This is a genomic window from Arthrobacter sp. PAMC25284, assembly GCF_019443425.1.
Taxonomy (GTDB): domain Bacteria; phylum Actinomycetota; class Actinomycetes; order Actinomycetales; family Micrococcaceae; genus Arthrobacter; species Arthrobacter oryzae_A.
Window position 1 is genome coordinate 580,811 of record NZ_CP080382.1, and the last position, 25,003, is coordinate 605,813.

At 66.2% G+C, this 25,003-nt stretch carries 27 protein-coding genes, 1 tRNA gene and 1 pseudogene; 13 read left to right on the forward strand and 16 right to left on the reverse strand.

The window, feature by feature from the left end:
* Nucleotides 1–27 precede the first annotated feature (27 nt).
* Nucleotides 28–732 carry a TetR/AcrR family transcriptional regulator gene (locus KY499_RS02670; RefSeq protein WP_258191053.1) on the reverse strand — a complete coding sequence of 235 codons (705 nt, stop codon included), beginning with the start codon at nucleotides 730–732 and terminating at the stop codon, nucleotides 28–30.
* 67 nt (nucleotides 733–799) lie between these two features.
* Between KY499_RS02670 and KY499_RS02675 the strand changes: the two genes are divergently transcribed.
* Genes KY499_RS02675 through KY499_RS02685 form a run of 3 tightly spaced genes read left to right on the forward strand, consistent with a single transcriptional unit; the run spans nucleotide 800 to nucleotide 4,425 of the window.
* Nucleotides 800–2,167 carry an acetyl-CoA C-acetyltransferase gene (locus KY499_RS02675; RefSeq protein ID WP_219886144.1) on the forward strand — a complete coding sequence of 456 codons (1,368 nt, stop codon included), beginning with the start codon at nucleotides 800–802 and terminating at the stop codon, nucleotides 2,165–2,167.
* Nucleotides 2,168–2,176: 9 nt separating this feature from the next.
* A complete protein-coding gene (locus KY499_RS02680) occupies nucleotides 2,177–3,517 on the forward strand; it encodes a 3-oxoacyl-ACP reductase (RefSeq protein ID WP_123253526.1) in 1,341 nt (446 codons plus the stop codon).
* Complete coding sequence (locus tag KY499_RS02685) at nucleotides 3,514–4,425, forward strand: MaoC/PaaZ C-terminal domain-containing protein (RefSeq protein WP_123253527.1); 912 nt, start codon at nucleotides 3,514–3,516, stop codon at nucleotides 4,423–4,425. Before KY499_RS02680 ends, KY499_RS02685 begins: the two co-directional genes overlap by 4 nt.
* A gap of 37 nt (nucleotides 4,426–4,462) precedes the next feature.
* On the opposite strand, the gene KY499_RS02690 is transcribed toward KY499_RS02685, so the two are convergent.
* From KY499_RS02690 to KY499_RS02730, 9 genes are all read right to left on the reverse strand, one after another.
* Nucleotides 4,463–5,584 (reverse strand): aromatic acid exporter family protein, encoded by a 1,122-nt coding sequence (locus KY499_RS02690; RefSeq protein ID WP_219886145.1) that lies wholly within the window; start codon nucleotides 5,582–5,584, stop codon nucleotides 4,463–4,465.
* Between the two features lie 43 nt (nucleotides 5,585–5,627).
* Complete coding sequence (locus KY499_RS02695) at nucleotides 5,628–6,785, reverse strand: serine hydrolase domain-containing protein (protein ID WP_219886146.1); 1,158 nt, start codon at nucleotides 6,783–6,785, stop codon at nucleotides 5,628–5,630.
* Between the two features lie 9 nt (nucleotides 6,786–6,794).
* Nucleotides 6,795–7,856, reverse strand: a complete 1,062-nt coding sequence (locus KY499_RS02700; protein ID WP_123253530.1) for a glutathione S-transferase family protein — start codon at nucleotides 7,854–7,856, stop codon at nucleotides 6,795–6,797.
* 79 nt (nucleotides 7,857–7,935) lie between these two features.
* Nucleotides 7,936–8,751: a M50 family metallopeptidase gene (locus KY499_RS02705; RefSeq protein WP_219886147.1), complete on the reverse strand. Its 816-nt coding sequence runs from the start codon at nucleotides 8,749–8,751 to the stop codon at nucleotides 7,936–7,938.
* A gap of 60 nt (nucleotides 8,752–8,811) precedes the next feature.
* Complete coding sequence (locus KY499_RS02710) at nucleotides 8,812–9,150, reverse strand: DUF4190 domain-containing protein (protein ID WP_148045126.1); 339 nt, start codon at nucleotides 9,148–9,150, stop codon at nucleotides 8,812–8,814.
* A 187-nt stretch (nucleotides 9,151–9,337) separates the two neighbouring features.
* Complete coding sequence (locus KY499_RS02715) at nucleotides 9,338–9,511, reverse strand: hypothetical protein (protein ID WP_183164358.1); 174 nt, start codon at nucleotides 9,509–9,511, stop codon at nucleotides 9,338–9,340.
* Between the two features lie 189 nt (nucleotides 9,512–9,700).
* On the reverse strand, nucleotides 9,701–10,039 hold the full coding sequence (locus KY499_RS02720; protein ID WP_123253533.1) for a hypothetical protein: 339 nt from the start codon (nucleotides 10,037–10,039) through the stop codon (nucleotides 9,701–9,703).
* A 44-nt stretch (nucleotides 10,040–10,083) separates the two neighbouring features.
* The gene (locus tag KY499_RS02725; RefSeq protein ID WP_258190911.1) at nucleotides 10,084–11,112 is read right to left on the reverse strand and encodes a TIGR03086 family metal-binding protein; all 1,029 of its coding nucleotides are present in this window, start codon (nucleotides 11,110–11,112) and stop codon (nucleotides 10,084–10,086) included.
* The gene (locus tag KY499_RS02730) at nucleotides 11,109–11,435 is read right to left on the reverse strand and encodes a helix-turn-helix transcriptional regulator (protein ID WP_258190912.1); all 327 of its coding nucleotides are present in this window, start codon (nucleotides 11,433–11,435) and stop codon (nucleotides 11,109–11,111) included. The genes KY499_RS02725 and KY499_RS02730 overlap by 4 nt, the downstream gene beginning before the upstream one ends.
* Nucleotides 11,436–11,568: 133 nt before the next feature.
* On the opposite strand from KY499_RS02730, the gene KY499_RS02735 reads away from it, so the two are divergent.
* The gene (locus KY499_RS02735) at nucleotides 11,569–12,621 is read left to right on the forward strand and encodes a trans-aconitate 2-methyltransferase (RefSeq protein ID WP_219886148.1); all 1,053 of its coding nucleotides are present in this window, start codon (nucleotides 11,569–11,571) and stop codon (nucleotides 12,619–12,621) included.
* A 174-nt stretch (nucleotides 12,622–12,795) separates the two neighbouring features.
* On the forward strand, nucleotides 12,796–14,982 hold the full coding sequence (malQ, locus tag KY499_RS02740) for a 4-alpha-glucanotransferase (protein WP_219886149.1): 2,187 nt from the start codon (nucleotides 12,796–12,798) through the stop codon (nucleotides 14,980–14,982).
* 55 nt (nucleotides 14,983–15,037) lie between these two features.
* On the opposite strand, the gene KY499_RS02745 is transcribed toward malQ, so the two are convergent.
* Nucleotides 15,038–15,313, reverse strand: coding sequence for a hypothetical protein (locus KY499_RS02745; RefSeq protein ID WP_219886150.1), 276 nt, complete (start codon nucleotides 15,311–15,313; stop codon nucleotides 15,038–15,040).
* A gap of 345 nt (nucleotides 15,314–15,658) precedes the next feature.
* A complete protein-coding gene (locus tag KY499_RS02750) occupies nucleotides 15,659–16,000 on the reverse strand; it encodes a hypothetical protein (RefSeq protein WP_219886151.1) in 342 nt (113 codons plus the stop codon).
* A 323-nt stretch (nucleotides 16,001–16,323) separates the two neighbouring features.
* On the opposite strand from KY499_RS02750, the gene KY499_RS02755 reads away from it, so the two are divergent.
* Nucleotides 16,324–17,139 carry an alkaline phosphatase family protein gene (locus tag KY499_RS02755; RefSeq protein WP_123253537.1) on the forward strand — a complete coding sequence of 272 codons (816 nt, stop codon included), beginning with the start codon at nucleotides 16,324–16,326 and terminating at the stop codon, nucleotides 17,137–17,139.
* Here KY499_RS02755 and KY499_RS02760 read toward each other — a convergent pair.
* Nucleotides 17,136–17,537: a hypothetical protein gene (locus tag KY499_RS02760; RefSeq protein ID WP_219886152.1), complete on the reverse strand. Its 402-nt coding sequence runs from the start codon at nucleotides 17,535–17,537 to the stop codon at nucleotides 17,136–17,138. The two genes, KY499_RS02755 and KY499_RS02760, sit on opposite strands and share 4 nt — an antisense overlap.
* Nucleotides 17,538–18,080: 543 nt before the next feature.
* Between KY499_RS02760 and KY499_RS02765 the strand changes: the two genes are divergently transcribed.
* The 3 genes from KY499_RS02765 to KY499_RS02775 all read left to right on the forward strand — a co-directional run bounded on the left by KY499_RS02765 (nucleotide 18,081) and on the right by KY499_RS02775 (nucleotide 19,622).
* A complete protein-coding gene (locus KY499_RS02765) occupies nucleotides 18,081–18,515 on the forward strand; it encodes a hypothetical protein (protein ID WP_123253539.1) in 435 nt (144 codons plus the stop codon).
* A 17-nt stretch (nucleotides 18,516–18,532) separates the two neighbouring features.
* The gene (locus KY499_RS02770) at nucleotides 18,533–18,712 is read left to right on the forward strand and encodes a hypothetical protein (RefSeq protein WP_123253540.1); all 180 of its coding nucleotides are present in this window, start codon (nucleotides 18,533–18,535) and stop codon (nucleotides 18,710–18,712) included.
* 145 nt (nucleotides 18,713–18,857) lie between these two features.
* Nucleotides 18,858–19,622, forward strand: a complete 765-nt coding sequence (locus tag KY499_RS02775; RefSeq protein WP_219886153.1) for a type 1 glutamine amidotransferase domain-containing protein — start codon at nucleotides 18,858–18,860, stop codon at nucleotides 19,620–19,622.
* Nucleotides 19,623–19,784: 162 nt separating this feature from the next.
* On the opposite strand, the gene KY499_RS02780 is transcribed toward KY499_RS02775, so the two are convergent.
* Nucleotides 19,785–19,867 (reverse strand) — tRNA-Leu (locus KY499_RS02780).
* Nucleotides 19,868–20,020: 153 nt separating this feature from the next.
* Between KY499_RS02780 and KY499_RS02785 the strand changes: the two genes are divergently transcribed.
* A complete protein-coding gene (locus KY499_RS02785; RefSeq protein ID WP_123253577.1) occupies nucleotides 20,021–21,325 on the forward strand; it encodes a M20/M25/M40 family metallo-hydrolase in 1,305 nt (434 codons plus the stop codon).
* 34 nt (nucleotides 21,326–21,359) lie between these two features.
* Nucleotides 21,360–22,508 (forward strand): annotated as a pseudogene (locus KY499_RS02790) (acyl-CoA dehydrogenase family protein); the annotation flags it as partial.
* 78 nt (nucleotides 22,509–22,586) lie between these two features.
* Here KY499_RS02790 and KY499_RS02795 read toward each other — a convergent pair.
* The gene (locus KY499_RS02795) at nucleotides 22,587–22,820 is read right to left on the reverse strand and encodes a DUF5703 family protein (RefSeq protein ID WP_123253543.1); all 234 of its coding nucleotides are present in this window, start codon (nucleotides 22,818–22,820) and stop codon (nucleotides 22,587–22,589) included.
* Nucleotides 22,821–22,859: 39 nt separating this feature from the next.
* Between KY499_RS02795 and KY499_RS02800 the strand changes: the two genes are divergently transcribed.
* Nucleotides 22,860–23,132, forward strand: coding sequence for a hypothetical protein (locus KY499_RS02800; protein WP_123253544.1), 273 nt, complete (start codon nucleotides 22,860–22,862; stop codon nucleotides 23,130–23,132).
* A 35-nt stretch (nucleotides 23,133–23,167) separates the two neighbouring features.
* Here the strand turns inward: KY499_RS02800 and KY499_RS02805 are convergent, their stop codons facing one another.
* A complete protein-coding gene (locus tag KY499_RS02805) occupies nucleotides 23,168–24,103 on the reverse strand; it encodes an aldo/keto reductase (RefSeq protein WP_123253545.1) in 936 nt (311 codons plus the stop codon).
* Nucleotides 24,104–24,155: 52 nt separating this feature from the next.
* Between KY499_RS02805 and KY499_RS02810 the strand changes: the two genes are divergently transcribed.
* Nucleotides 24,156–24,989, forward strand: a complete 834-nt coding sequence (locus tag KY499_RS02810) for an undecaprenyl-diphosphate phosphatase (protein ID WP_123253546.1) — start codon at nucleotides 24,156–24,158, stop codon at nucleotides 24,987–24,989.
* Nucleotides 24,990–25,003: the final 14 nt, after the last annotated feature.

Consider the following 25,003-nt stretch of genomic DNA (forward strand, 5'->3'; position numbering starts at 1 on the left):
GTGCTCCGCTGGTGTGGCGGGGACGTTTCAGGGTGCTGGCTCCGTGGCCCGGAGTTCGGGGGCGATCCCCAGGCAGAGCCAATCGGTGATCTGCCGGGCCATCCCGGCCTGGTCAGGTTTGGTGGGCGAGGCCGGGCTGGCGAGCCATTGTTCGCCGGCGTTGCGGACCAGGCCGATCGCGGCGTTCGGCCAGTATCCGATGACTGTTTCCCTGCCCGGTCCGGCGCCGAGGTATCCGCGCATGGGGCGGGCGATCATGTCGCTGATCGCGGTGAAGAAGTGTCCCAGGGCGCCCGCTCCGGCGTTCGCACCCGTCCCGGCTTCGGGATCACCGTAGGCGTGCCGGGTGACGAAGGTGTAGACGTGGGGACTCGTTTCGGCCATCTGAAGGTAGGCGGAGACCATCGCGAGCAGGCCTTCGCGCGGGGTCTGGGCACCCTCGGCTGCTTCCTGGATCCGCCGCTGCATTTGGCTGAGCACCACCTCGCCGACCGCCTGCTGCAATCCCGCCTTGTCGCCGAAGTATCGGTAGAAGACAGATTTCGATGTTCCGGACGCGGCGGCGATGTCTTCCATCGAGGCATCACTGCCGAGCGCGTGGACGGCCTTGCGGGCGGACTTGATGAGCTCCCGGCGGCGCTCCTCCCGGTGTGACTGCCAGCGGGTGGCGCGGCCATCATGGGCACCAGGGCCGGTGTGGGCGCCTGGGTCAGGCAAATCGGCGGGAAGCATGTTCACGATACTCAGCGTATCAGGTACGCTGGGTATCAGTAACCCGCTTTGAGCAAAGGAGACAGTCATGACCGTCCATGGACAGTCCGCCCCAGGACCGCAGGATCCCGTCCCGTCTGAGGGGACACCGGCAGTGTCCCAGCTCCGCAAAGCGGTGATCGTGGGCGGCAACCGGATCCCGTTCGCCCGTACCGGTGGCGCGTACACCCGCTCGTCGAACCAGGACATGCTCACGGCGGCGCTGGATGGCCTGATCGCCCGGTTCGGCCTGCAGGATGAACGGATCGGCGAAGTCGCCGCCGGGGCCGTACTCAAGCACTCCAGGGACTTTAATCTGACCCGCGAGGCTGTCCTGGGCTCGGCCCTGTCCGCAGAGACCCCGGCCTATGATTTGCAGCAGGCCTGTGCCACCGGCCTGGAAACCGTCCTCGGCCTCGCCAACAAGATCCGGCTCGGCCAGATCGATTCCGCCATTGCTGGTGGCGTTGATTCCGCCTCAGACGCCCCCATTGCTGTCAGCCAAGGACTGCGCGAGGCCCTGCTGGACCTCAGCCGCGCCAGGTCCATGCCGGAGAAGCTCAGGATCCTGAGCCGCCTCCGGCCAAAGGACCTGACTCCGGACGCTCCCAACACCGGCGAACCGCGGACCGGCCTGTCGATGGGCGAGCACCAGGCCCTGACCACCGCGCAGTGGAAGATCACCCGGGAAGCCCAGGATGAACTGGCGTTCAACAGCCACCAAAACCTTGCCGCGGCCTATGATGCAGGCTTCTTCGATGACCTGCTCACCGCCTACCGGGGCCTCAGCAAGGACTCAAACCTGCGCCCCGATACCAGCCGTGAAAAGCTGGCCACGCTCAAGCCCGTCTTCGGGAAGAACCTGGGCGCCGAAGCCACCATGACGGCCGGCAACTCGACACCGCTCACTGATGGTGCCGCTACCGTCCTGATGGCCTCCGAGGAGTGGGCCGACGCGCACGACCTGCCGAAGCTGGCCACGGTGGTCGATGGCGAGGCGGCCGCCGTGGACTTCGTCCACGGCAAGGACGGTCTGCTCATGGCGCCCGCCTTCGCTGTTCCGCGGCTGCTGGCCCGCAACGGCCTCACCCTGGCGGATTTTGACTTCTTCGAAATCCACGAAGCTTTCGCCGGCACGGTACTCTCCACCCTGGCCGCCTGGGAGGACGAGGAATTCGGCCGCACCCGGCTCGGCCTCGATGGGGCCTTCGGGAGCATCGACCGGACCAAACTGAACGTCCACGGTTCATCGCTCGCCACCGGACACCCATTTGCCGCGACCGGCGGGCGGATCGTCGCCTCGCTGGCAAAAATGCTGCACGCCAAGGGCCAGGTGGACGGCCGCCCGGCCCGCGGCCTGATTTCAGTCTGCGCCGCCGGCGGCCAGGGCGTCGTCGCCATCCTCGAAGCCCACTAGGAGGACCCCATGACAGATAACTACACCCGGTTCGTGAGCAGGGGCTTCGGTAAGGACCTCGCGCAGCGGCTGGGCTTGCCCCAACCGGTCATTCTCAGGCGCCACCGGCCGGACGCCCCCCTTGTCGACGGCCCGGTCCTGGTCCAGGGATCCACCCGTGGCGCCGACGAACTCGCCGCCGCCCTCCTGGCCTGGAACCTGGATGTCCGCCGCCACGCCGTGCCGAAAGAAAAGCTCTGCGCCATCATCCTGGTCCTCGACGAACTCGCACACCCGGACGATCTCGCTGAACCGGTCCTGACCGCTGCCGGTTCGTTGCGGGATCTGGCGCCGAACGCCCGTTTCATCAGCGTGTCCCGGACCGCCGCGAGCGCAGCGGATCCCGCCGCGGCCGCGGCACGGCAGGGCGTGGACGGACTCCTGCGTTCGCTGGCCAAGGAACTTCGCGCCGGCGCCACGGCTAACGGCGTCCTGCTCGGCGATGACGCGGAGACCACCAGCCCGAGTACCCTGGGCGCGTTGGGTTTCTTCCTCTCCGGCCGCTCCGCCTTCGTGGACGGCCAGTTCCTCACGGTCAGCTCCGGAGGCGGCAGGTTGCCGGACGACGCCGCGAAACCGCTGGCGGGGAAGACCGCCGTCGTCACCGGGGCAGCCCGGGGGATCGGCGCCGCCATTGCCCGCACGTTGTACCGCGACGGCGCAACCCTGATCGTCGTCGACGTCCCGGCTGCCGGCGACCATCTGGCGGAGGTCGCCAATGAAGTCCGGGGTACGGCGCTGCAGCTGGACATCACCCGGCCGGACGCCGGACAGCGGATCATCGACCACGCTGTGGAGCGCCACCACGGCCTGGACATCATGGTGCACAACGCCGGCATTACCCGGGACAAGCTGCTCGCCAACATGGACCCGGGCCGCTGGAACTCCGTTCTGGCCGTTAACATCGCGGCGCAACTGCGGATCAACGAGGCACTGCTGGCCTCAGCGCACTTCCGCGGCTCGCCGCGGATTGTGTCAGTAGCCTCCACCAGCGGGATCGCAGGCAACCGCGGGCAGACCAACTATGCCGCGTCAAAGGGCGGTGTCACCGGCATGGTCCGCGCCACAGTGCCGTTGATGGCCGCACACGGCGGCACCGTCAACGCCGTGGCGCCGGGCTTCATCGAAACGGACATGACAGCGCGGATTCCATTCGCCACCCGTGAAGTGGCCCGCCGGTTGAATTCGCTGCAGCAGGGCGGCCGGCCCGGTGACGTCGCGGAGGCCATTGCCTTCCTGGCCAGCGATGCGGCCGGCGGCATCTCAGGCGAGGTGCTCCGGGTCTGCGGGCAGAATCTGGTCGGCGCATGAACGATTCCCAGCCCGTGATCCTGGGCGAGCTGCCCTCCCTCTCGAAGCTCTATGTGAATGCGGCCGCCACGGCCGCACGGCGCAGGGTTCTCGGCACCTTCGCCGGCACGGCGCTCCCGGAGTCCCGTCATGAGGTGCGGGGCGTACGGGCCGATGTTGCGAACCTGACCGCCTACCAGCACCTGCTTGGCGAGACAGCGAGCGATGTGCTCCCGGCCGGATTCATCCATGCGCTGACGTTCCCGCTGGCCATGAGCCTGATGAACCGCGACGACTTCCCGCTGCCTCTGCTGGGCATGATCCACCTGAGGAACACGGTGGAGCAGTCCGCGCCGGTCCGTTTCACCGAGGCCCTGGATCTTCGCGCCGCCGTGCAGAACCTGCGCGGGCACCGGGCCGGCACGCAGTTCGATGCCGTCGCCGAGGTCCGCGGTGCGGGGGACGGGGCCATCAGGTGGCGCGGCGTCTCCACCTACCTGGCAAAGGGCGTTTTCCTGCCTGGAATCGACAAACCGTCCGCGTCGTCGGCTCCTGTGCCCTTCTCGGCACCTGATCCCACCGCAATGTGGCAACTGGGAGTTGATACCGGCCGCGCCTACGCAGCCGTCTCCGGCGACTTCAACCCGATCCACCTGAGCGTCCTGACCGCCAAGGCTTTGGGGCTGCGCCGATCCATCGCCCACGGCATGTACCTCGCCTCCAGGGCGCTGGCGGATGTCGGCGCCGTCAAGGGCGATTCCTTCCGCTGGGAGGTGGCCTTTGACGCGCCGGTGTTCCTGCCGGCACGGGTGGCCTTGGAGATCAGCACCGGCCAGGATGACACCGGTGCGTGGCAGCGGTCGGATTACACTGCATGGAATTCCCGCTCCGGCCGCAGGCACTTCAGCGGAGCGGTGACGGCCATTTAGCTCCGCTGACGGGTCCGGCCAGTGCCGTCGTCCGTTGCTAGGCCTGATGGGCGTTCACAATGCGCATCATCCGGTGCAGGCTGAGCAGGATGGATTCGACAGCGCCAGGGGCATCGTCCGTCGAGGGCCCGGCGGCCACCACGTCCGCGAGGGAGGTCACGGCGCCGGACGCTTGCGCCGTGCGGTCCACCCGGTGTTTCGGGTCCTCGTCCGTGAGGGCCTTCAGCGCAGCACCCACGTCCGCCAGCGCCCGGGCCAGCGGCTCCGTATACTCCGCCGGCACGACGAACGGCGTGTCCTGATCCCAGATGACGTCGGCGAGGACCTGGGTCACGTCCTGAACGTGGAATGTGAGGCTTTCCAGCTCCCGGAGGTGCCGGTAGTCCCGCTCCAGGTCGTGCGGGTACCGCACCCGCCGCGGGTTGGCCTGCCGGCTGATGTCGGCTTTCTGCACCGCCTGGCGGACTGACCGGGCGGATAACGCGAGTTTCTCGGAGCGGCGGGACCAGTCTTCGCGTTGCGGCGGCCAGCTTTCCCGCAACGCCGCTGCCATGTCCCCAAGCTGCCGGGCCAGGGCCCGCCGCAACTCGGCAATGCTGAGCGTGGCCGCCCGGAAATGCAGCGGCGGGAAGACCAGAAGATTCACCATGATGCCCACCGTCACACCTACCCCCATCTGGAGCAGGTAGCCAAACGAAAACCGGTCCTGATCATGACCGCCCACCAGCAGTACCAGCAGTGCCGCCGTCGGTATCCAGTCGCCGCCGGAGCCCAGCCGGGGCAGTCCAGCGAGGACGACGCCCAGCCCCATCACGATGGCGACGGTGAACGGCGACGGATTACCGCGGCTGAAGAGTAAGAACGCCAGGCCAATCCCGAGGCCCAGCCCCACGAGGGTCTGCAGCCCCTGACGGATGGATCCGGCAACGTTTTCGTACATCGCCACGAGCGCACCCAGCGGCGCGTAATACGGGTAGTCTGCTGCCGAGCCCGGCATGAACGGTGCGATGAAGTAGGCAATCCCTGCCGCCAGCCCGGCTTTGGCCGCGAGCTGCAGCCGTGGCCACAGGAGTGCCTTGGAGACACTGCCGGCCACAAGCCGCCAGGCCCGCCGCGCCGGCGCCCGGGGTGGCGCGTCTGCCTCGTCCGGACGGCTCATCCCGGCCCGCCCGGGGCTGAAGGTCTGCAGGCTTTACGTGCGCTCAACGTACACCGCTTTGGGCCGCTCGCCGCACGGCCGCGGACAGTCGTTGCGCCCGGCCGCCGGTGCCGCCTTCCTCACTTCGCCGCGGCACGTATCCAAAGCCGAGGCCGTAGCCGGGGTCCGCGAACCCCAGCGCCGCGTTCGCGCCGTCGTGCCCGAAAGCCAGGTGGCTGCCGAAGGCCTGGCCGGGATGGGGCTTCATAAACACCACGGCAAACGCCTTCGCCGCGCCGGAGCACCGGTCCAGCCCGGAGACCTGTTCCGCGGCCATGAGGCCGATCGTGGCGGGATTAAGGAACGCGGCGGCTCCGTCCACCCCGGTCGTGCCGGCAGCGTAGAGGCGGGCGAGCCCTTCCGCCGAACCCACGCCGCCGGCGCTGCTCATACCGGCGGCGCGGACGGCCCGGTGGTTGGGGAGTTCCATGATACTGCTCACGGGTGCGTTGCTCCTGATCCCGTCCATGCTCATCGGATCCAGCCACGGCCCGGCGGGATCGGCGTCGTGGAGCACTGCCCGGTAGCGCGGTTCCTCGTCCTCGGGCAGGCCCAGAAAGAAGTCGACGCCATACGGGCGGCGGATGCGCTCGTCGTAATGCTGCTGCAGGGTTGTACCAGTGGTGCGGCGGCAGAGCTCCTCCATGAGGATCCCGATCGTCAGGGTGTGGTAGCCGAACGCCGCGCCCGGGCGCCAGAGCGGCGCCGCGGCTGCCAGCCGGTCCGCCGCCTCCGGAGTGGTGAATTCTGCCAGGGCAAAGCCGCCGGCCAGGCCGGGCAGCCCGGCCTGGTGGGACAGCGCCTCCCTTACCGTGAGCCGGTCCTTTCCGTGGGCGCCGAACCCGGGCCAGTAGGACGAGACGGTCCGGTCCAGATCCAGGCTTCCGTCCTGGACGAGGAGGGCGATGACGAAGGCGGCAACACCTTTGGAGCAGGAGTAGGTGCCCGTGAGGTCGCCGCGGGTGAGCAGCGGACCGCCGCTGAGGTCCAGGACCTTGTCGCCGTCCCGGTAAACCGCCAACTGGGCGCTGTAATGCGGGTCTTCGACCAGGAAGGAATCGAACAGTTCGCGGACCCCCACGAACTCCGGCGCGGTGAAGCCGGCAGACAGGTGGGCGGACAGGGGGGATGGAGCCGGCGGCTGGGCGGAGGGAACTGGCATAAAACCAGCCTAGGCCGCTGCGTGCCCGGCCGCGACTTCCTCTCCGGCCCGGACCGGTCCCGGCGCAGTGCCGTCCCCGAATGGCCGCCCGCCCAGGGCCTCGCGGTTGTGAGCGGTGAGCCATTCCCCCGGCTCAGGGCCCCGCGGTACGATCCCCGCGGGATTAATGTCCTCATGCACGAGGTAGTAGTGCTGCTTGATTTGCACAAAATCAATGGTGTCGCCGAATCCGGGGGTCTGGAAGAGGTCCCGGGCATAAGCCCAGAGCATCGGCATCTCGCTGAGTTTTTGCCGGTTGCACTTGAAGTGTCCGTGGTAGACGGCGTCGAACCGGACCAGCGTGGTGAAAAGCCGGACGTCCGCTTCAGTGATGGTGTCACCGACCAGGTAGCGCTGACCGGTGAGCCGTTCCTCCAGCCAGTCCAGGGCAGTCCACAGCCGGTCGAAGGCTGAATCGTAAGCCGCCTGGGAACCGGCGAAGCCGCACCGGTAGACGCCGTTGTTCACCTCGGTAAACACGCGGCGGTTGACCGCGTCGATCTCCTCCCGCAGGTGTTCCGGATACAGGTCCGGGGCACCCGGCCGGTGGTACCCGGCCCATTCCGTGGAGAAGTCCAGGGTGATCTGGGCGTAGTCGTTTGTCACCACCTGGCCGGAGGGCACATCCACGATTGCTGGCACGGTGATGCCACGGGGGTACCCGGGGAACCGGCGAAAGTAGGCCTCCTGGATCCGTTCGATGCCCAGCACGGGGTCGGCGCCGCCGGGATCCAGGTCGAATGTCCAGGATCGGGCGTCGTGGGTGGGGCCGGGCTGGCCGAGGGAAATGACGTCCTCAAGGCCGAGCAGCCGCCGCACGATCACGGTCCGGTTGGCCCACGGGCAGGCACGCGCGGCGACCAGCCGGTAGCGGCCCGGTTCCACCGGCCAGCCAGGCCCGCCATCGCCGCTGGCGGCTCCATCCCGGGTGATCCGGTCCTCAATGTAGTTGGTGTCCCGGGTGAATTCCTGACCACCCGTGACGTAGGCGCCTTTGGTGGAGTGACTGGTGCTCTCGGTTTTCTGGCTCATCCCTCCAGCCTATGCGGGGCCGGCGGCGGGTCCGAATGCGGTGTGGGCCGGCCGGACAGCGGGCGGAACTTTTCCGCAGTCAGGCTGTGCGGGCGGCCTGGGCGAACGCGACAGCGAGAACCTCTGCCACGGGCTGCCACGCGACCCACCATGATCCCGCTACCACGGCCGCGAAGGCGGCGATCCAGATGACGGCAGGAACCTTCGTCGCTCGGTACAGGAGGTACGCGTCCGACGTCGGCATTCGGTGCCGGTGCCGCAGGTGGACGTTGGCCAGTTTTCCCAGATCCCGGACTGCGGCCACCAGAAGCGCCAGGCCGAGCGCGATCATGACGTGCCCGTTGAATTCCGCCGGCACAAAGAGCACCAGGAGCGAGGCTGCCAGGACCGTAGCGGCCGTGATCAGCAGGCCGATTCCGTTGCGGAGGAACACGACCGAGGCCAGCAGTACCAGTGTGCCCACGGACATGGCCGCCGGCCCCCACCCGTTGAAGCCGCACCAGACCATGACGGAGCCGACGACCGCCGGGACCGGGTAGCCCCAGAAGGTGGACCAGGCCGCCGGCAGGCCGCCCCGGCTGTAGGTGGTGGTGGTGCCCGAGTGGTCCAGGCTGAGCCGGATACCGCCCAGGCGCTGCCCGGTCATCAACGCTGCAAACGCATGCCCAAGTTCGTGGGTGACGGTCGCGAGCAGGCCAAAATACCGCCAACTGGCCCGGGGCAGGGACACCGCGACGGCGAAGAGGATCACCACGGCGAGTTCAGTGCCGGTGACCTGCGGGCTGGGGGCGTGGGTGAACCCTGCCAGGATGCGGTCCCACCATGTCTCCGCCGGGTTCACGGGTGCGGCGAGGGTCAGCACCGTGCCGAGCTCGCGGGAAATATCGTCGATCATAGGCTTTCAGGCTAGCGTGGCGGCGCCTCGGGTCCTACCCGGCTGCCCGGAAGTCCGGGGTCATCCTCCGCAGGTGATGGTCACTCCGTTGACCTGGTGGACGCCCGGTCCAAGCTCAGCGCACTGCTGAAGCAGGGCGCCCGCCCCAACAACCGCGGCAATGATCAGGAGCGCAAAGATAATGGTCCCCACGGAGCCAATGACGATGCCGGCCACAGCGAACCCGTTTTTCACGTTCACTTTCCGGGACTGTGCCAGGCCAACGATGCTCAGGATCAGGCCGAGAACAGTCAGCGGCCCGAGCAGGGACAGGATGAAGCCGGCAAGCCCCAGGGATTTGCCGGGTGTGGGTGCCGGAACGTAGCCGGGAGCCACCGGGTACGGTGCGCTTTGTGACACGATTCCTCCTTGAACGAAACAGGGCGTGCCGGACGTCCTCGGTTGTCCGGAAGCCCTGCGGCCGGCCCCTATCTAGCCAGATTAACGGTTTCCGTCTCTTCGGCAAGAGGGTAATTTTTTCTTGCCTGCTGCCTGCTGCCTGCTGCCTGCTGCCTGCTGCCGGCCCGGATCCGGCCCGACAGCACCTTCAGAAGAAGTTGGTGTCTCCGGCGTCAGCGTCCGGACAAGGGTCCAGGACCGGTGCTTGTCCGAGTTCCAGAAGCACATCGTTGATGCTGAGCTGTCCCTTCAACCGGACGGTGACCTGCGGCTCTTCCGCCGCGGCTGCGGCCGGCGGCTCAGGGGAGGCAGCGGGCGTCATACCCCGATCTTAGGTCTGCAGGTGCCCGGGACGGCGCCGACACACCTGCGGCGCCCGCCAGCCTAGCCGTAGCCGTAGCCGGACAGCGGAGCCACCAACGCGCGGACGACCCCCGGCACGAGGCCGCGCCGGGGGTCGTCCGCCAGACTGGGCCCGGCCCTTCCCTGCTGGAAACCGGGCGGGAGCGAATTACATCCCGGGGACCTGCTGGGCCTCGTGGACCTCGATCTCACAGCCGCCCGGCATGTTCAAGTGCGGGTGCTGCCTGGCCAGTTCGAGGGCGGCGCCGGCGTCGGCTGCTTCGATGATGGTGTACCCGACGACGTTGCGCTCACTGGGGGCGGTGGATCCGCCGGACAAGACCCGGACGCCGCCAGCCAATGGAGTTCCGAAATCGACCATTCCGGTCCCGACTTTCCCGGCCCAGGCCTGCCACTGTTCCATAACAGCAGCCATGTCCTCGGGCGCCGGGGGTGCAGCTTCAAGGGGCGTCGACGGGGCGTGGTAGATAAAAACGAACTTGGTCATGGCGATCCTTTGTTTGATTTTTTGTTAGGGCGAAGGGTGCCGGGTCAGGCGGTGACGGAACGTCCGGTGAACGCCATCAGCCGCTCCAGGCTGCCGGCGGTCTCTGCGGTTGGCTGGATCGCCGCGAAGCTTCCGCCGGCGCGGACCTGCTCCGAGATGGTTTCACGGGCGAGCACCCGGACGTACTCGGTGACGACCTCTGAAACCACGAGCGTCTGCCCGCTGGCCTGGGCGAAGTCCCACGCGTGCACCAGCAGTTCCAGGTTCACGATGCCGGCCACGACAGGAGCAGGGAGTTCCGCGAAGCCCATGTCGATCGTGCCGCCCAGTCCGCGGCGGGAGAAGGTTTCCAGGAGCGGCTGGGCAAGATCGGCGATCCGGACCTCGGGGGCCGCATCATGGCGGTCGGTGATCGGGGCGCCCAGCGCAGTAGCAATGCCGGTGAGCGACGCGGCCAGGTGCTCGAGCAGCCCGTGGGCGGTGAAGTCTTCGCACGGCGTCGGCTTCTCCCTGTCTGCGGGCGTAAGCCAGTGCAGCACACCCTGCAGGACCGCCAGGGAAGCCTCCGCGGCGCTGAAGGGGTCGATGGACGCCGGTGCCGCAGCCCAGTCGTCCGGGCCGGCCCCGGTGGGGGAGGAGGACTCGGCCGTCAGCCGGTCCAGGTAGTGGTTCCAGCCCTCGGCGTGGGCGGCGGCCTGGGCCTCATTCAGCCCGCCATGCTCGAGTGTCAGCAGCGTACCGTCGGCATCGGGCTCGAGGGTGATGGTGACCGTCGAGGCCCCCGGTGCCAGTTCCATGCCGGATTCCCATCCCCACGTGAAAACGACTCGCTTGCCCGGCTCAATTTCCAGGAAGGTGCCGGCAGCGTGGTGTCCGGGGGTAACGGTCCAGCGGTAGTCGCCGCCGACCCTCAGATCAACGCGCGCTGCGACGGTCTGCCAACGGCGCAGGCCCTCCGGCTGGGTAATCAGGGCAAAAGCCTCATCGGCGCCGACCGGCAGGTGGACGGTCTTGGTGAAGTTCATGAGCTGGTCCTTTAAGGGGGTCGAGGGGAAAATATTGGGATTGGTCATTGCGGTACTCCGGGGCTCTTCCATTGCTCCGCTGCGCTCAGGGCGTCCGCGGCGAGCTGGCCGAGTTCGTCGGTCCAGAACCGGTCCACCGATTGCCGAAGCCTGCCCATGCCGCCGGGATCGAGCCGGTAGTACCGGTGACGCCCCTGCTTGCGGGCGGTCACCAGGCCGACCTTTTCCAGGAGCAGCAGATGCTGCGAAATGGCGGAGCGGCTCACGCTGAACCCGGCCGCCAACTCGCCCGCGGCCAGTTCTCCTGACGCCAGACGATGCAGCAATTTGCGCCGGTTCGGCTCTGCGGCAACTTCCAGGACATCCAGCACCCTTGATACGTTAGTGACTACTAACGCATTAAGCAACAGTCGGTGGGGCTGGACACCCCCTGAACCGCGGCGCATGCTCAAAGGACCTCAACCAACTGGCCGTCCGCCTGGATGGCTGAAAGAGGAGAAGATCATGACAACGCTAGAGACCACGCCGGGCACGCCCGTCGCGGAACCAACACCGCAGGAGCAAGGTGCGGCCCTGCTCGGACAGATTGCCGGCTATATGGCCGTCCGGACGGTGGAAATGGGCATTCGATCCGGCCTTATCCGGTTTGTTGCCGACAACCCCGGGAGTACGGCCAATGAGATCGCGGACCGGATGGACCTCGATGACTTGTATGTGTCCGTCTGGTGCCGCGGCGGCTTCGGCGCCGGCATTCTGGACCGGCAGGGCGATGGCTTCGTCCTCGCGCCGCACATGGCAACACTGCTTTTGGATGAGACCTCCCCGGCTTTCATGGGCGGCCTGTTCCCGCTGGTCCGCCAGCCGGAGATGTTCGACCGTTTTGCGGCAAACCTCGACAGCGGCGCAAGGCTTTGGTGGGATGACACCAGTCCGGACTGGATCGACAGCGTCAAGGGTGCGAGCAAGCCTTTCAACACCCGTCTGATCCCGGGCGGACTGAGCCAGATAGAAGGCCTCGCCGAACGCCTGCACCTCGGAGGGCGCATAGTCGACACCGCGTGCGGCGCGGGGCAGGGACTCATCAAACTGGCCCAAAGTTTTCCCCAATGCGACATCGTCGGCGTCGACGGCGACCAGCACTCCATCGATCAGGCCCGGGCAGAGGTGCGGGACGCGGGACTGGCCGACCGGGTAACCCTGGTCTGCAGTCCGCTGGAGGACATGGTCCTGGATACTCCCGCGGCGCTCATCATCAACAATCTCTCGATGCACGAATGCCGGGACATTGACGCCGTCACCGAACGGATCAAGGCGGCCCTGGAGCCGGGAGGGTGGTTTGTGATCTCCGACTTCCCGTTCCCCAGCACGGATGAAGGCCTGCGGACCGTTCCCGGGCGCGTGATGTCCGGCGTCCAGTTCTTCGAGGCGCAGATCGACGATCAGCTCCTGCCACGCGTTGCTTACGATTTGCTCCTGGACAAGCACGGGTTTACCGGGCTGGGATCATTTCCGATGACCCCGATGCACGCAGTGACCTACGCCCGGACGCCGGGCTGAGGCGGGCCAGGAAGTGCGGGAGGTTTCCGGCCCGACGCCGGGAGCCCCCACCGCCTGGCCCTGGCCCTCAGGCGATAGATTTCCGGCGAACCGGCTCTCCGTGAACCGGTGACGGGCCAACGTCATCTGTGCCGTTACGGCCCACCCCCGCGGGACAGCGCTTAGAGTGGGCCCATGGCGGACGGTAAGCACCACGACAGCGCGGATATCGCGGACGCATACCTGCTGGAACTCGCAGCGGCCCACGGGGTTGGGACGAGCTACCGGGGGTGGGACGGGGCCGAATACCCGGTGAAGGCAGGCACCCTGCACAGCGTCCTCACAGCACTGGGTATCCCGTCCCAGGGGGCCGGGGAAGTGCAGCGCTCGCTGCACGAGGCCCGGCTGGCACCGTGGCGGCGCATTCTGCCGCCGGTCTTGGTGGTCCGGGAGGGCAGATCCGCGGAGGTCAATGTCCACGTTCCGCACGGCCGCCGGGTCGCCGTCCGGATCATCGCAGAAGACGGGACCAGCCATGAAGCCGCCCAACGGGAGAACTGGGATGAGCCGGTCGACGTCGACGGCGTCCTCACCGGCCGGGCGACCTTCGGCATCCCCGATCACCTTCCGCTCGGTTGGCACACCCTGCAGGCCGACACCGACGGCGGTATGGCCGAATGCCAGTTGGTGGTCACGCCGCAACGGCTTCGCACCGCCGATGCGCTCGCGGAACGGCGGGAATGGGGGCTGACAGCACAGCTCTACTCGGTCCGGTCCCGCCGGTCCTGGGGCATCGGAGACCTCGCGGATCTGGCGGACCTCGCAGCAGTATCCGCGCACGACGGGGCCGGCTTCATCCTGATCAACCCGTTGCACGCGGCCGAGCCCCGCCCGCCGATCGAAGATTCGCCGTACTTGCCCACCAGCCGTCGATTCTTCAACCCGCTATACCTGCGGGTTGAAGACATCCCCGAGTACGCCGGTCTGGACGGTGAAGCCCGGGCCGGCATCATCGGTGATGCTCAAGAGCAGCAGACCGCAAACCTGTCGGCGGACCTGCTCGACCGGAATAGCAGTTATGCCGCAAAGCTCGCGGCGCTGGAACACCTCTTCACTGTGCCCCGCAACGCAGACCGCAACAGGGAGTTTACGGCCTTCCGCACGGGGCAGGGGCAGGGTCTTGAGGACTTCGCCCTGTGGAGCGCGCTCGCCGAACGGCTGGAACCGTCCGCCCCGGAATGGACCACTGAGGCCGCCTCGCCGGGAACGGCCTACTGTGCGGAACTGCGGACGCGTCTCGCCGACAGGATCGAATTCCACAGCTGGCTGCAGTGGCTGTGCGACCAGCAGCTCGAGTCGGCACAGCATTCGGCCAGGCAGTCCGGTATGCCGGTCGGTGTCATCCATGACCTGGCCGTCGGCGTGAAACTCGGCGGAGCCGACGCCTGGACGCTCGCCAGCGTGCTGGCCCGCGGTGTGACCGTGGGCGCACCGCCGGACATGTTCAATCAGCAGGGCCAGAACTGGACCCAGCCGCCCTGGCACCCGGTCAAACTCGCCGAGTCGGGGTATGCCGCCTACCGGGACATGCTCAGGACGGTCCTACGGCACGCCGGCGGGGTCCGCGTGGACCACATCCTCGGCCTGTTCCGGCTGTGGTGGATTCCGGAAGGAGCAGGGCCCGCGCACGGCACATACGTCTACTACGACCATGAGGCCCTCATTGGCATCCTGGCCCTGGAAGCGCAACGGGCGGGGGCGGTCGTGATCGGGGAAGACCTGGGTGTGTTCGAGCCGTGGGTCCGCGATTACCTGGCCGAACGGGGCATCTTCGGTACCTCCATCCTCTGGTTCGAGCATGATGCGAACGGTCCCATCCCGCCGGAACGCTACCGGCAGCAGTGCCTGACCAGCGCCAACACCCACGATTTGCCGCCAACGGCGGGCTATCTGGCCGGTGAGCACGTGACGCTCCGGGAATCGCTGGGCCTGCTCGGCCGCCCTGTCGCGGAAGAACGCGCCGCGGCCATCGCTGAGCAGGAGGCGGTCCTGGCCCTGGTTCGGGAGCGCGGCCTGCTGCCGGAGCCAGTTGCCGCCGGCGAGTCCGCCACGGAATCTGCCGCCCCGGACACGCGGGCCATGGTCGAGGCGCTCTATGCGTTCAGCACCTTGACGCCCTCGTCGCTGTTGGGCGTGGCGCTGGTCGACGCAGTCGGGGAAACCCGCACGCAAAACCAGCCCGGGACCAGTACGGAGTATCCGAATTGGTGCATCCCCCTGGCGGGACCCGGCGGCACCGTCCTCGTCGATGAACTGCCGGAAAATCCGGGGTACCGGTCCCTCGTGCGGACCATGCAGACGGCACTTAGGCCGCAGGCCTGAGGAGCCGGGGGAGTAGCGGCGGTGCGGATTGCCGCCGGCTCCCTGTTGCCTCACGTCAATAGGTCCGGGAGGGTTGCTTCGTTGCCTCAAATGAAAAGGTCCGTTTCCGGGGCGGGTTGAACCAGGTGTTGATCTTGTAGTCCCGCGGTGTGGATTTGGCCTGGGCGAGTGTTTCGAGTTGACCGGTCAGGGCCAGGATCTGCCGGGACAACGCCGCGGGTTTGATCCGTTTGAGCTGGGCGTTCATGGTGATCAAGGGACGCTTGCGTACCCCGAGGTGGCTGGCGGCACGCTGGTGCGGGGTGAGCGCGGCATCGTGTTTCTTGGTCACTTTCGCTCCGTGGCGTTCTTTGGATACCAGTTTTTGCTGCGGGAGCAGGTAGTTCGTGAAGAGCGCGTCAAGTTCCCAGATGTCGTTGAGTTTTTCCAGCTCGGCGGCGGTGTCGTAGCGGTAATAGCCGACGAGTTCCCGTACCCGGGCCGGGACCGGGTGAACGTGATCTGCCGGGCATGGCAGTCCTCCAGCAGGTACTCGTTGATGAACTCGGAGCCGTTGTCCGAATCGGGATCTGGGATTTCAGCAACGACCCGGGCTTGATATGGGACCGGCCCCGCAGCACCAGCCGTGCCCGTTCCGGGGCCAGCCGGCGGTCAATCGTCGCTGCACTCATCCGCATCAACAGCGACGCCTATGATCGGTCAGGGCCAGCTCCCCGTCCCGGCGCAGCAACGGCACCAGCACCGGCAACATCGGCGCCAGACGCTTGCCCGCCGGAGCCCGCAGCACCGCCCAGCAGACCACCAGCGCCTCGATGACCCCGTAGCCATACACGCACGGGTGCGGCGCCCGGACACCGACAGGTCTGAGCTCCAACGCCGGCCGCAACGCCCGCCTGGCATAATCCCGGTTCCAGCCCGTGAGCTCCACCAGCTCATCGAGAGTCCGTATCTTCTCGGACCGGTTCCCCCGGGCATAGGCCCTGGCCTTGATCACCGTGACAGCCTTCCGCTGGCTCATCGTCAGTCCCATCCTCCAAGGATGTCCGCGCCGACCCGCTCCCGGACCTTTTCAGATGAGGCAACGTATCCGGCTCCGCGGACCTTTCCCATGAGTCAACGCGGGCTCTGGCCTGCACGGGCCCGGCCCGCTAGCATGGCCGGATGAGGCGATACGGCAGACGCGCTCTCACCGTCCCGGTCGTGCTGGCTCTACTGCTAGCCGGGTGTACGTCGACCACGCCAACTCCCAGCCCGACGCCGGCCCAGGCGTCAGGATCAACGCAACCCGCGGCGCCGGGATCCGTTTCGCAGGCGGCGCCCACGAAAACGGAGCCGTCGTCGGTGGGGACCGGATCCGCGCGGCCAGCGGGCGGGCAGCTGGACCACGTTGTCATTATCGTCTTGGAAAACAAGTCCGCTTCGGAGGTCCTGGCGGGCGCGCAGTCACCGTATTTCAGCCGACTCGCGCAAGACTATGCGCTGGCCGCCAACTACCAGGCGATCATGCGCCCCAGCCTGCCGAACTACATCGCGATGACGGCCGGTACCAACGCGGGCATCACGAGCAACTGCAAGCCGAAGGATTGCTCCCGGGACGTGCGGAGCATCGCCGACTCGATCCAGGATTCCGGCCGGACCTGGAAAATGTACGCCGAGGGGATGCGGGAACCCTGTCTGGCGGAGAACTCCGGCAAATACGCAGTGAAGCACAACCCCTTTATGTATTACCGCTCCGTCACCGCGGACAAGGCCTCCTGCGCCGGGCGTGTGGTGCCTTACACCATGCTGGATCAGGATCTCATGTCGGCAGCAGGTCTTCCCGACTACGCCTTCATCAGTCCGGACATGTGCAACGGCACCCATGATTGCCCCATCCGGACCGGTGATGACTGGCTAGCCCGCGAGGTCCCGAAAATCCTGGGCTCACCGTCGTTCACCACCCGGAATTCCCTGCTGGTGGTGACCTGGGACGAGGGCGGCAAAAACGACAACCGCGTGGCGACAGTTTTCGCCGGACCGGCAGCCCGGAACGGCTACACCTCACAGACGGCCTACACCCACTACTCGCTGTTGCGCACCATCGAGGATGCCTGGGGTCTTCCGCCGCTGACCGAGAACGACAGGAACGCACCCGTTATGAGGGACCTGCTCAACTAGCGCTGCCTGCTGCCTGCTGCCTGCACCAAGGCGGTCAGCCGGACACGAAAAACCCCCGGAAAGCCAAGGTTCCCCGGGGGTTTTCGGTGCCCGGCCGGGCCGGCAGGGCTAGAGCAACGGCGGCTCGTCCGCGAGCAGGGCGTCGATGTGCGCGGCACGATGCGCGGCATACGCCATGGCCGCGGCGCGCAGGTGGCCAGGGCCCCGACCGGCACGTCCATGTACTGCGAGCATTCCCTGGCGATGCAGCGGATCTCATTCGGGTTCGAATGCCGGTATCCGGGGTGTTCGGTTTCGACCCGGGCGATGGCATCGGTGATGGCCCGGGTCGCGGAGGTCAGGTCGGCGGGTGCCGTCGCTCCGACGATGCTTACAATTTCTGCAAATTCAATACTCATGGTGTCCGCCTCTTCTCATACGCTGATTTTGCTGCCGTGCATAGGGCCTTTCGTACTTTCGTACGATCGTGCAGACCATTATGCAACCCGCTGGGTGTGATTCAGGCCACATCTCGATCTCGTATCCCGATTGTTACGGCGGGGACCGGCGGCGACCGGCGCTGACGACACCCGGATTGTGGCGCCCACGGTGCGCCACAAGAACACGTCAGATCTCAGCTTCACCAGGTGGAATGGTGCCGCCGCTGCCGATCTCGCCTCGGGTTTGGGCCTGGTGGATCCGCCGTGAATGGCCCTCGTACTGATTCTCGGTGTGACAGCGATGAGTCTCATCGCCACCGCCAGGAAGTAGAGCGTGGCGGAGTTCTTGAACTACTCGACGGCGGACCCGGCGACGCCCTAAGGGACTCAGTGCCCGATACTTTTTTCGAAAATCGAGTGCGAAATTGCCCCGCTCGTGGTGGGATTGTCTCAGCATGTTTGCGGATACGTTTAGGTGCCGCAGGGTGTACGCCGCGAGCAGCTCACAGAGGAGTCCGGCTAATGGCCAAGTATGTTCGTGGACCGGGCGGTTCGGCTATTAACGCTGAGCACATAGTCAGGTTCTTCGTAGCCCAGGGTGGAGTCAGAGCCTGTGCCGGACTTCGCGACCCAAATGACGCCGCCCACTACCTCATCGCCGAAACAGTCAATGGGGACATCTGCGACCTGGCCTGCTTCGATGACCCGATGAACGCCGAAGAGGCTATCGAGGATCTGATCTCCGCCATTTCCAACCCGGAAGGCGGCGCAATGATCGGGCTGTTCCCCATCGCACTTCATTTCACGGACGTGTCAAGGCATGACATCAGGCTCGAACAGGAAATCGCAGGCAGGAATGACGCCGAGACCGATGCGCTGGGCAACGTCGCCATGACCATCGCCGGGGCCATCATCGGTGCAAAAGCCGCCGTCGACTGTGAGGGTTCGCTCCTGTGAAAGTCCGCGTACCGATTATGACCACCCTTACCGCCCCACAGGAGGCCCGCACCGCGGAGCGGACCGCGCTGGCTTCCCGGGCCGGGACGGCCACGCAGCCGGCCGCCGCCCGGGAGCACGGATCGGCATCGCAGTCCGCCTACGATGCGCTCCTGTCACGCATCGCACCCCGGCGGGAACCCGACTTCGGGCAATGATCTGGGGGACCGGTGTGATCGCTGGGGACACCTCGTTCGCGGGGTGGCCCGCGGCGTGGATCATCTCCAACCGTTTCGGCCCGCCGCCGGGGAGGACTTGAATTGGGCTTGGCGTAGGGTGAAATTCAGACGATAGGAGCACTTCATGAAGAAAATTCTCATGGTACTGACCAGCGTTTCCGAGATCGGCGATACGGACGAGAAGACCGGCTACAACGTGGCCGAGGCTGCGCATCCCTGGAAGGTCTTCAAGGATTCCGGGCATTTCGTCGACTTCGCGTCCATCCAGGGCGGCCAGCCACCGCGCGACGAGGTGGACTCGGAAGATCCCATCCAGGTTTCCTTCACGGAGGACGAAGCCACGCGCGCCGGTCTCTATAACACTGCGCGCGTCGACGTCGTTGATCCCGAACAGTACGACGCCGTTTTCCTCGTTGGCGGCCACGGCACCATGTGGGACTTCCCGGACAGCGAAGGCCTGCAGAATCTGGTTGCCAGCGTCTACAACGCCGGCGGCTTGGTGGGCGCGGTCTGCCACGGGCCGGCCGGCCTGCTGAACGTGGAATTGGAGAACGGGCTTCGCCTCGTCGAGGGCCGGAAGGTGGCCGCCTTCACCAACGACGAGGAGGTTGCCGCAGGGAAGGATAAAGTCATCCCGTTCTTTTTGGCAGACCGGCTCGAGGAACAGGGCGCCACCCACGTCTTCGCTGATGTCTTCGAGGAGAAGGTTGTGGTTGACGACCGGCTGGTGACTGGCCAGAACCCGGCTTCAGCCGCTGGCGTGGCCAAGGAGATGGAGAAGCTCTTCGCAGAAATCATCCACCAGGAAAAAGCCGAGGAACAGCACGAGGCAAAGGCTCTGCGCGCCGAGAAGGACGCCAGGAAGGCTGCCGGAGAAGCGGAGCACTAACACCAACAGCGCACTGATACTGACGGCCAACCCTACAGCGGGGTGGCCGTCGGGCGGCGGGTGTCGCATTTCAGGATCCGCGTGGGCGAAGCAAAAGCCCTCGTGGGCGGGAACACGAAAAAACCCCCGGAAAATCAGAAGATTTTCCGGGGGTTTCCCTTGTGCGCGGAGGGGGACTTGAACCCCCACCCCCTTTCGAGGACTAGCACCTCAAGCTAGCGCGTCTGCCATTCCGCCACCCGCGCAGGTGGTAATCCGGAGTACATTTCGCCTTTCAGCGCTTTGCTTTTCTCCGGAGCAGCGAGAAAGACTCTAGCACGAACTTTCCGGAAACAAATAATCGGGGCTTGTGGGTAGGCTGAAACCAACACATGACCCACCGTCGCGAGGAGTTTTCCATGACTGAGATCAGGCCCGAGGATGAAGTAGTCAGGATCTGCCAGGAGCTCATCAGGATCGACACCTCCAACTATGGCGACGGCTCCGGTCCGGGTGAACGCGCCGCGGCCGAATACACCGCCGGGCTCATGGCCGAGGTGGGACTGGAAGCGGAAATCTTCGAAGCAGCCCCCGGCCGGGCCAGTGTCGTTACGCGGCTGGCAGGGGAGGACCCCTCGGCCAGCGCCCTGGTCGTCCACGGACACCTCGATGTGGTTCCCGCCCTCCGCGACCAGTGGTCGGTGGATCCTTTCGGCGCCGAACTCAAGGACGGCATGATCTGGGGCCGCGGTGCCGTGGACATGAAGGACATGGACGCCATGATCCTGTCCGTGCTGCGTAATTTCGCCCGCACCGGACGTAAACCCAAACGTGACCTGATCTTCGCGTTCTTCGCCGACGAGGAAGCCGGTGGCACCTACGGCGCCCGCTACGCCGTCGATAAACGGCCGGAACTCTTCGAGGGGGCCACTGAAGCGATCTCGGAGGTGGGCGGCTTCTCCGCCACAATCGGCGGCCAGCGAACCTATCTGCTGCAGACGGCCGAAAAGGGACTGTCCTGGCTGCGGCTCGTCGCACACGGCCGGGCAGGGCACGGCTCCCAGATCAACACGGACAACGCCGTCACCCGGCTTGCCGGCGCCGTGTCTCGCATCGGCGAATACAAGTGGCCGGTGGAACTGACCCCCACCACCCGACAGTTCCTGGATGGCGTGACGGAACTCACGGGCGTCGACTTCGACCCGGACGATCCGGACAAGATCCTCAAGGAACTCGGCACCGTGGCCCGGTTCGTCGGAGCCACCCTGCAGAACACCACCAACCCCACCCTCCTCAAGGGCGGATACAAGCACAACGTGATCCCCGAATCGGCCGAAGCTCTCGTGGACTGCAGGACCCTGCCCGGCCAGGAACAGCAGGTCCTCGAGATCGTGCGCGAACTTGCCGGCACCGGCGTCGACATCAGCTACGTCCATAACGACGTCTCTCTGGAGGTGCCGTTCAGCGGCAACCTGGTCGACTCCATGATCGACGCCCTGCACACCGAAGACCCCGGCGCCAAAGTCCTGCCCTATACGCTCTCCGGCGGCACGGACAACAAATCCCTGAGCCGGCTCGGCATCACCGGGTACGGGTTCGCCCCGCTTCAGCTTCCCGACGACCTGGACTTCACCGGGATGTTCCACGGCGTCGACGAGCGGGTCCCTGCGGATTCGCTCAAGTTCGGCGCCCGGGTCCTGGACACCCTCCTCACCAACTACTGAGCCCGCACGCCAAAGCACTGGAGACCAACGCCGAATGACGCCCGATGAGATCCTGCCCGACACACTGCTGGAGCGGATCCGCGGCCGCGCAGCCGGCTACGACCGTGACAACGCGTTCTTCCACGAAGACCTCGCAGAACTCACGGCAGCGGGCTACCTGAAAGTATTTGTGCCGGTGTCCGACGGCGGGCTCGGGCTCGGGCTTGCGGACGCGGCACAGCTGCAGCGGCGGCTGGCGACGGCGGCACCGGCCACGGCGCTGGCCATCAATATGCACCTGGTGTGGACCGGCGTCGCGCATGTCCTCGCCGCACGAGGCGACTCCTCGCTGGACTTTATCCTCGATGAAGCAGCGGCAGGGGAGATATTTGCGTTCGGTAACTCCGAGGCGGGCAACGACTCCGTGCTGTTCGATTCGCGCACTGAGGCCGCGCCGCAGCCCGACGGCAGTTACCGCTTCACCGGGCGCAAGATCTTCACGAGCCTGTCGCCGGCCTGGACCCGGCTCGGGATTTTCGGCAAGGACGCCGCCGCCAGGGGCGGCGAGGGCGAACTCGTTCACGGGTTCATCACCCGGCAGACCCCGGGCTACGAGATTCTGGCGGACTGGGACACGCTGGGCATGCGGGCCAGCCAGTCCAACACCACGGTCTTGGACGGCGCCGTCGTCCCGGCCGGGCGGATCTTCCGGAAACTGCCGGTGGGCCCGAACGCCGACCCGCTGATCTTCGCCATCTTCGCCTGCTTCGAAACACTGTTGGCCGCCGTCTACACGGGTCTGGGAGAGCGTGCGTTCAGCCTCGGGGTCGAGGCCGTTAAACGCCGCACCTCGTTCAAGAACGATGGCCGCGCCTACGACCAGGACCCTGACATCCGCTGGAAAATTGCGGAGGCAGCCATGGCCATGGATGCCCTGTATCCGCAACTGTCCCGCGTGGCCCACGACGTGGACAACCTCGCCGATCACGGCACCCAGTGGTTCCCCCGGCTGGTTGGGCTCAAGGTACGGGCGACGGAAACCGCCCGGACCGTTGTGGATCTCGCGATCCGTGTCTCCGGCGGCTCAAGCTATTTCCGCGGTTCGGAACTGGAGCGCCTCTACCGCGACGTCCTGGCCGGGATGTTCCACCCCTCCGACGACGAGTCGGCGCACAACACGGTAGCCAACGCCTGGCTGGGGCCCGCTCGAACAGCTTTAGCCTGCCTGAGCCCTCCGGCCGCACCTGGACGGTGCGCTGGCGGCTGGACGGTGCGCTGGCGGCTAGACGGTGCGCTGGACCTGGATGACTTTACGGCGGAGCCAGAACCTCCGGCCGCCCCCGACATAAAGGATGCTGCGTTCCAGCTCCCACTTGCCATACTCGGAATGTTCCACCAGGCGGCGGCGTGCTTCGGGCAGGGAATCCTCAGGGCTGACCGTCAGTACGAGGTACTCGTACTGACGGGCGTAGTCCCGTTCCCGCTGGACTGAACTGCTCAGAAAATGTTCTTTCATTGCTCTCCATTTTCGTGCTTTTCCGGCTAACGTGAAGTCATGAGCATCGATCCGCGTGTCGCGCTGGAGTCCCTTACCGCCGCATTGGAAGAACACCTGACAGCCGCCGCATCGCGGCGGGGAGAAGGCGACCCCGCTGTCGAAGCAGCTTTTTTCGCCGTCGCCGACGCTTTTGAAGTCTACGACGATTCACTCTACGAAGCGTATGACGAAGTCACACCGCTGCAGGTGATCGACGACGAGGACGCCGATGACGACGACATCGACGACGATGAGGACCTGGAGATCCTCCAGGACTCCGAACAGTCCTAGGACGAACAGTCCCAGGAACCTGCGCCGGGAGCCGTTCAGCCCGGCTCGGACACATCCTCAAGGGCCCGCGCGATTTCCGGCGGCAACGGCGCCAGGGTGGCGTCCAGGATTTCTTTGATCTGCACGGGGTTCCGCGGGCCGACGATGGCGGAAGCCACACCGTTTTGGGACAGCAGCCAACTCAACGAGACATCGAGGGCCGTCCGGCCGAGGCCTTTCGCGGCCATGGCCACCGCCTCGACCACGCTGGACGCCGGGCCCTCGAGGTAGGGCTCCACATAGCTGGCGAGCCGCTGGTGGGCGGCCCGGGAATCCGTCGGGATATGACCGCGGTATTTTCCGCTCAGCACCCCGCGGCCCAGCGGGGCCCACGCCATGAGGCCCAGCCCGGCGTCCTCGATCGCGGGAATGAGTTCGATCTCAGGCTGGCGGTGCAGCAGGGAGTATTCCGACTGGTTGGCCACGAGCGGGAAACCGGCGACGGCGGCAGCCTTGGCCGTTTGCCAGCCGCCGAAGTTTGAAATCCCCGCGTAGCGGGCCCGCCCGGACCGGACAGCGAAGTCCAGGGCGGACAGGGTCTCTTCGAGAGGCACATTGGGGTCCCACGCATGGGCAAACCAGAGGTCCACGTGGTCGGTACCCAGCCGGGCCAGGCTCGCGTCAAGCCCGGAGAGCATCCCGTTCCGGGACGTATCCACGCTCCGGCGCCCGTTCGACGTCGACAGCCCGGCCTTTGTGGAAATAACAATTTCGGAGCGGGCCACAACGTCGCCGAGCATTCGGCCCAGCATCGCCTCGGACTCGCCGTCCGCATACGATGCCGCCGTATCGATCACGGTTCCGCCGGCATCGACAAAAGTCCGGAGCAGCGACGAGGCGTCCTGGTCGTCGGTTTCCCGGGCCCAGGACAAGGTCCCCAAAGAAAGGGCGGAGACACGCAACCCACTGTTGCCGACATAACGCTGCTGCATGTCAGCAAGCTTACGGGGATTCAGGCGGGTTCATGACGTAGGGTCTATAAACGTGAACTGGTTTGAAGCGGCCTTTTTGGGCCTTGTCCAAGGGCTGACGGAGTTCCTCCCGATTTCCTCAAGTGCGCACCTGCGGATCGTTGGATCGTTCCTTCCCAACGCAGCGGATCCGGGGGCGGCGTTTACCGCCATCACCCAACTCGGCACCGAAACCGCCGTCATTGTCTACTTCTGGCACGACATTGTCCGGATCGTCAGGGCATGGGCGGGATCGCTGACCGGCAAGGTGTCCCGGCAGGACCCGGACGCCAGGATGGGCTGGCTGGTTATCCTAGGCAGCCTGCCGATCATAGCCCTCGGACTGCTGTTTCAGGACCAGATCGAATCGGTGCTCCGCAGCCTGTGGATCGTCGCCACTACGCTGATTGTCTTTGGCATGATCCTCGCCGTCGCCGACGCCGTCGGCCGCCAGGAACGGGACCTCAGCAAGCTCACCTACAAGCATGGCGCGCTCTACGGCCTTGCCCAGGCCATGGCCCTGATCCCGGGCGTCTCGCGCTCCGGCGGTACCATCACGGCAGGTCTGCTGATGGGCTACACCCGGGAGTCCGCGGCCCGGTATTCCTTCCTGCTGGCCATCCCCGCCGTCTTCGGCAGCGGGCTGTACCAGCTGTATAAAGTCGTCTCCAAGGACGGCGTCACCGGACCCTACGGCCTGCCGGAAACGGCGCTGGCCACCGTGATCGCCTTCATCGTCGGCTACGTGATCATCGGCTGGTTCCTGAAATACGTTTCGACCCGCAGCTACCGGCTCTTCGTCTGGTACCGGATCCTGCTCGGCCTGGCCCTGTACCTGCTGCTCGGTTTCAATGTCATCAGCGCCTAGCACTAAGCTTGGCC

Bases quoted from the DNA above. Each gene is read 5' to 3' on its own strand.
- KY499_RS02720 (WP_123253533.1), bottom strand. From the start codon at position 10,039: ATGACCAAGTTCGTTTTTATCTACCACGCCCCGTCGACGCCCCTTGAA.
- KY499_RS02795 (WP_123253543.1), bottom strand. From the start codon at position 22,820: ATGAAAGAACATTTTCTGAGCAGTTCAGTCCAGCGGGAACGGGACTAC.
- KY499_RS02805 (WP_123253545.1), bottom strand. From the start codon at position 24,103: ATGCAGCAGCGTTATGTCGGCAACAGTGGGTTGCGTGTCTCCGCCCTT.
- KY499_RS02725 (WP_258190911.1), bottom strand. From the start codon at position 11,112: ATGACCAATCCCAATATTTTCCCCTCGACCCCCTTAAAGGACCAGCTC.
- KY499_RS02750 (WP_219886151.1), bottom strand. From the start codon at position 16,000: ATGAGCCAGCGGAAGGCTGTCACGGTGATCAAGGCCAGGGCCTATGCC.
- KY499_RS02685 (WP_123253527.1), top strand. From the start codon at position 3,514: ATGAACGATTCCCAGCCCGTGATCCTGGGCGAGCTGCCCTCCCTCTCG.
- KY499_RS02715 (WP_183164358.1), bottom strand. From the start codon at position 9,511: ATGACGCCCGCTGCCTCCCCTGAGCCGCCGGCCGCAGCCGCGGCGGAA.
- KY499_RS02800 (WP_123253544.1), top strand. From the start codon at position 22,860: ATGAGCATCGATCCGCGTGTCGCGCTGGAGTCCCTTACCGCCGCATTG.
- KY499_RS02735 (WP_219886148.1), top strand. From the start codon at position 11,569: ATGACAACGCTAGAGACCACGCCGGGCACGCCCGTCGCGGAACCAACA.
- KY499_RS02705 (WP_219886147.1), bottom strand. From the start codon at position 8,751: ATGATCGACGATATTTCCCGCGAGCTCGGCACGGTGCTGACCCTCGCC.
- KY499_RS02770 (WP_123253540.1), top strand. From the start codon at position 18,533: ATGACCACCCTTACCGCCCCACAGGAGGCCCGCACCGCGGAGCGGACC.
- KY499_RS02760 (WP_219886152.1), bottom strand. From the start codon at position 17,537: ATGAGTATTGAATTTGCAGAAATTGTAAGCATCGTCGGAGCGACGGCA.
- KY499_RS02670 (WP_258191053.1), bottom strand. From the start codon at position 732: ATGCTTCCCGCCGATTTGCCTGACCCAGGCGCCCACACCGGCCCTGGT.
- KY499_RS02775 (WP_219886153.1), top strand. From the start codon at position 18,858: ATGAAGAAAATTCTCATGGTACTGACCAGCGTTTCCGAGATCGGCGAT.
- KY499_RS02700 (WP_123253530.1), bottom strand. From the start codon at position 7,856: ATGAGCCAGAAAACCGAGAGCACCAGTCACTCCACCAAAGGCGCCTAC.
- KY499_RS02675 (WP_219886144.1), top strand. From the start codon at position 800: ATGACCGTCCATGGACAGTCCGCCCCAGGACCGCAGGATCCCGTCCCG.
- KY499_RS02785 (WP_123253577.1), top strand. From the start codon at position 20,021: ATGACTGAGATCAGGCCCGAGGATGAAGTAGTCAGGATCTGCCAGGAG.
- malQ (WP_219886149.1), top strand. From the start codon at position 12,796: ATGGCGGACGGTAAGCACCACGACAGCGCGGATATCGCGGACGCATAC.
- KY499_RS02695 (WP_219886146.1), bottom strand. From the start codon at position 6,785: ATGCCAGTTCCCTCCGCCCAGCCGCCGGCTCCATCCCCCCTGTCCGCC.
- KY499_RS02680 (WP_123253526.1), top strand. From the start codon at position 2,177: ATGACAGATAACTACACCCGGTTCGTGAGCAGGGGCTTCGGTAAGGAC.
- KY499_RS02690 (WP_219886145.1), bottom strand. From the start codon at position 5,584: ATGAGCCGTCCGGACGAGGCAGACGCGCCACCCCGGGCGCCGGCGCGG.
- KY499_RS02765 (WP_123253539.1), top strand. From the start codon at position 18,081: ATGGCCAAGTATGTTCGTGGACCGGGCGGTTCGGCTATTAACGCTGAG.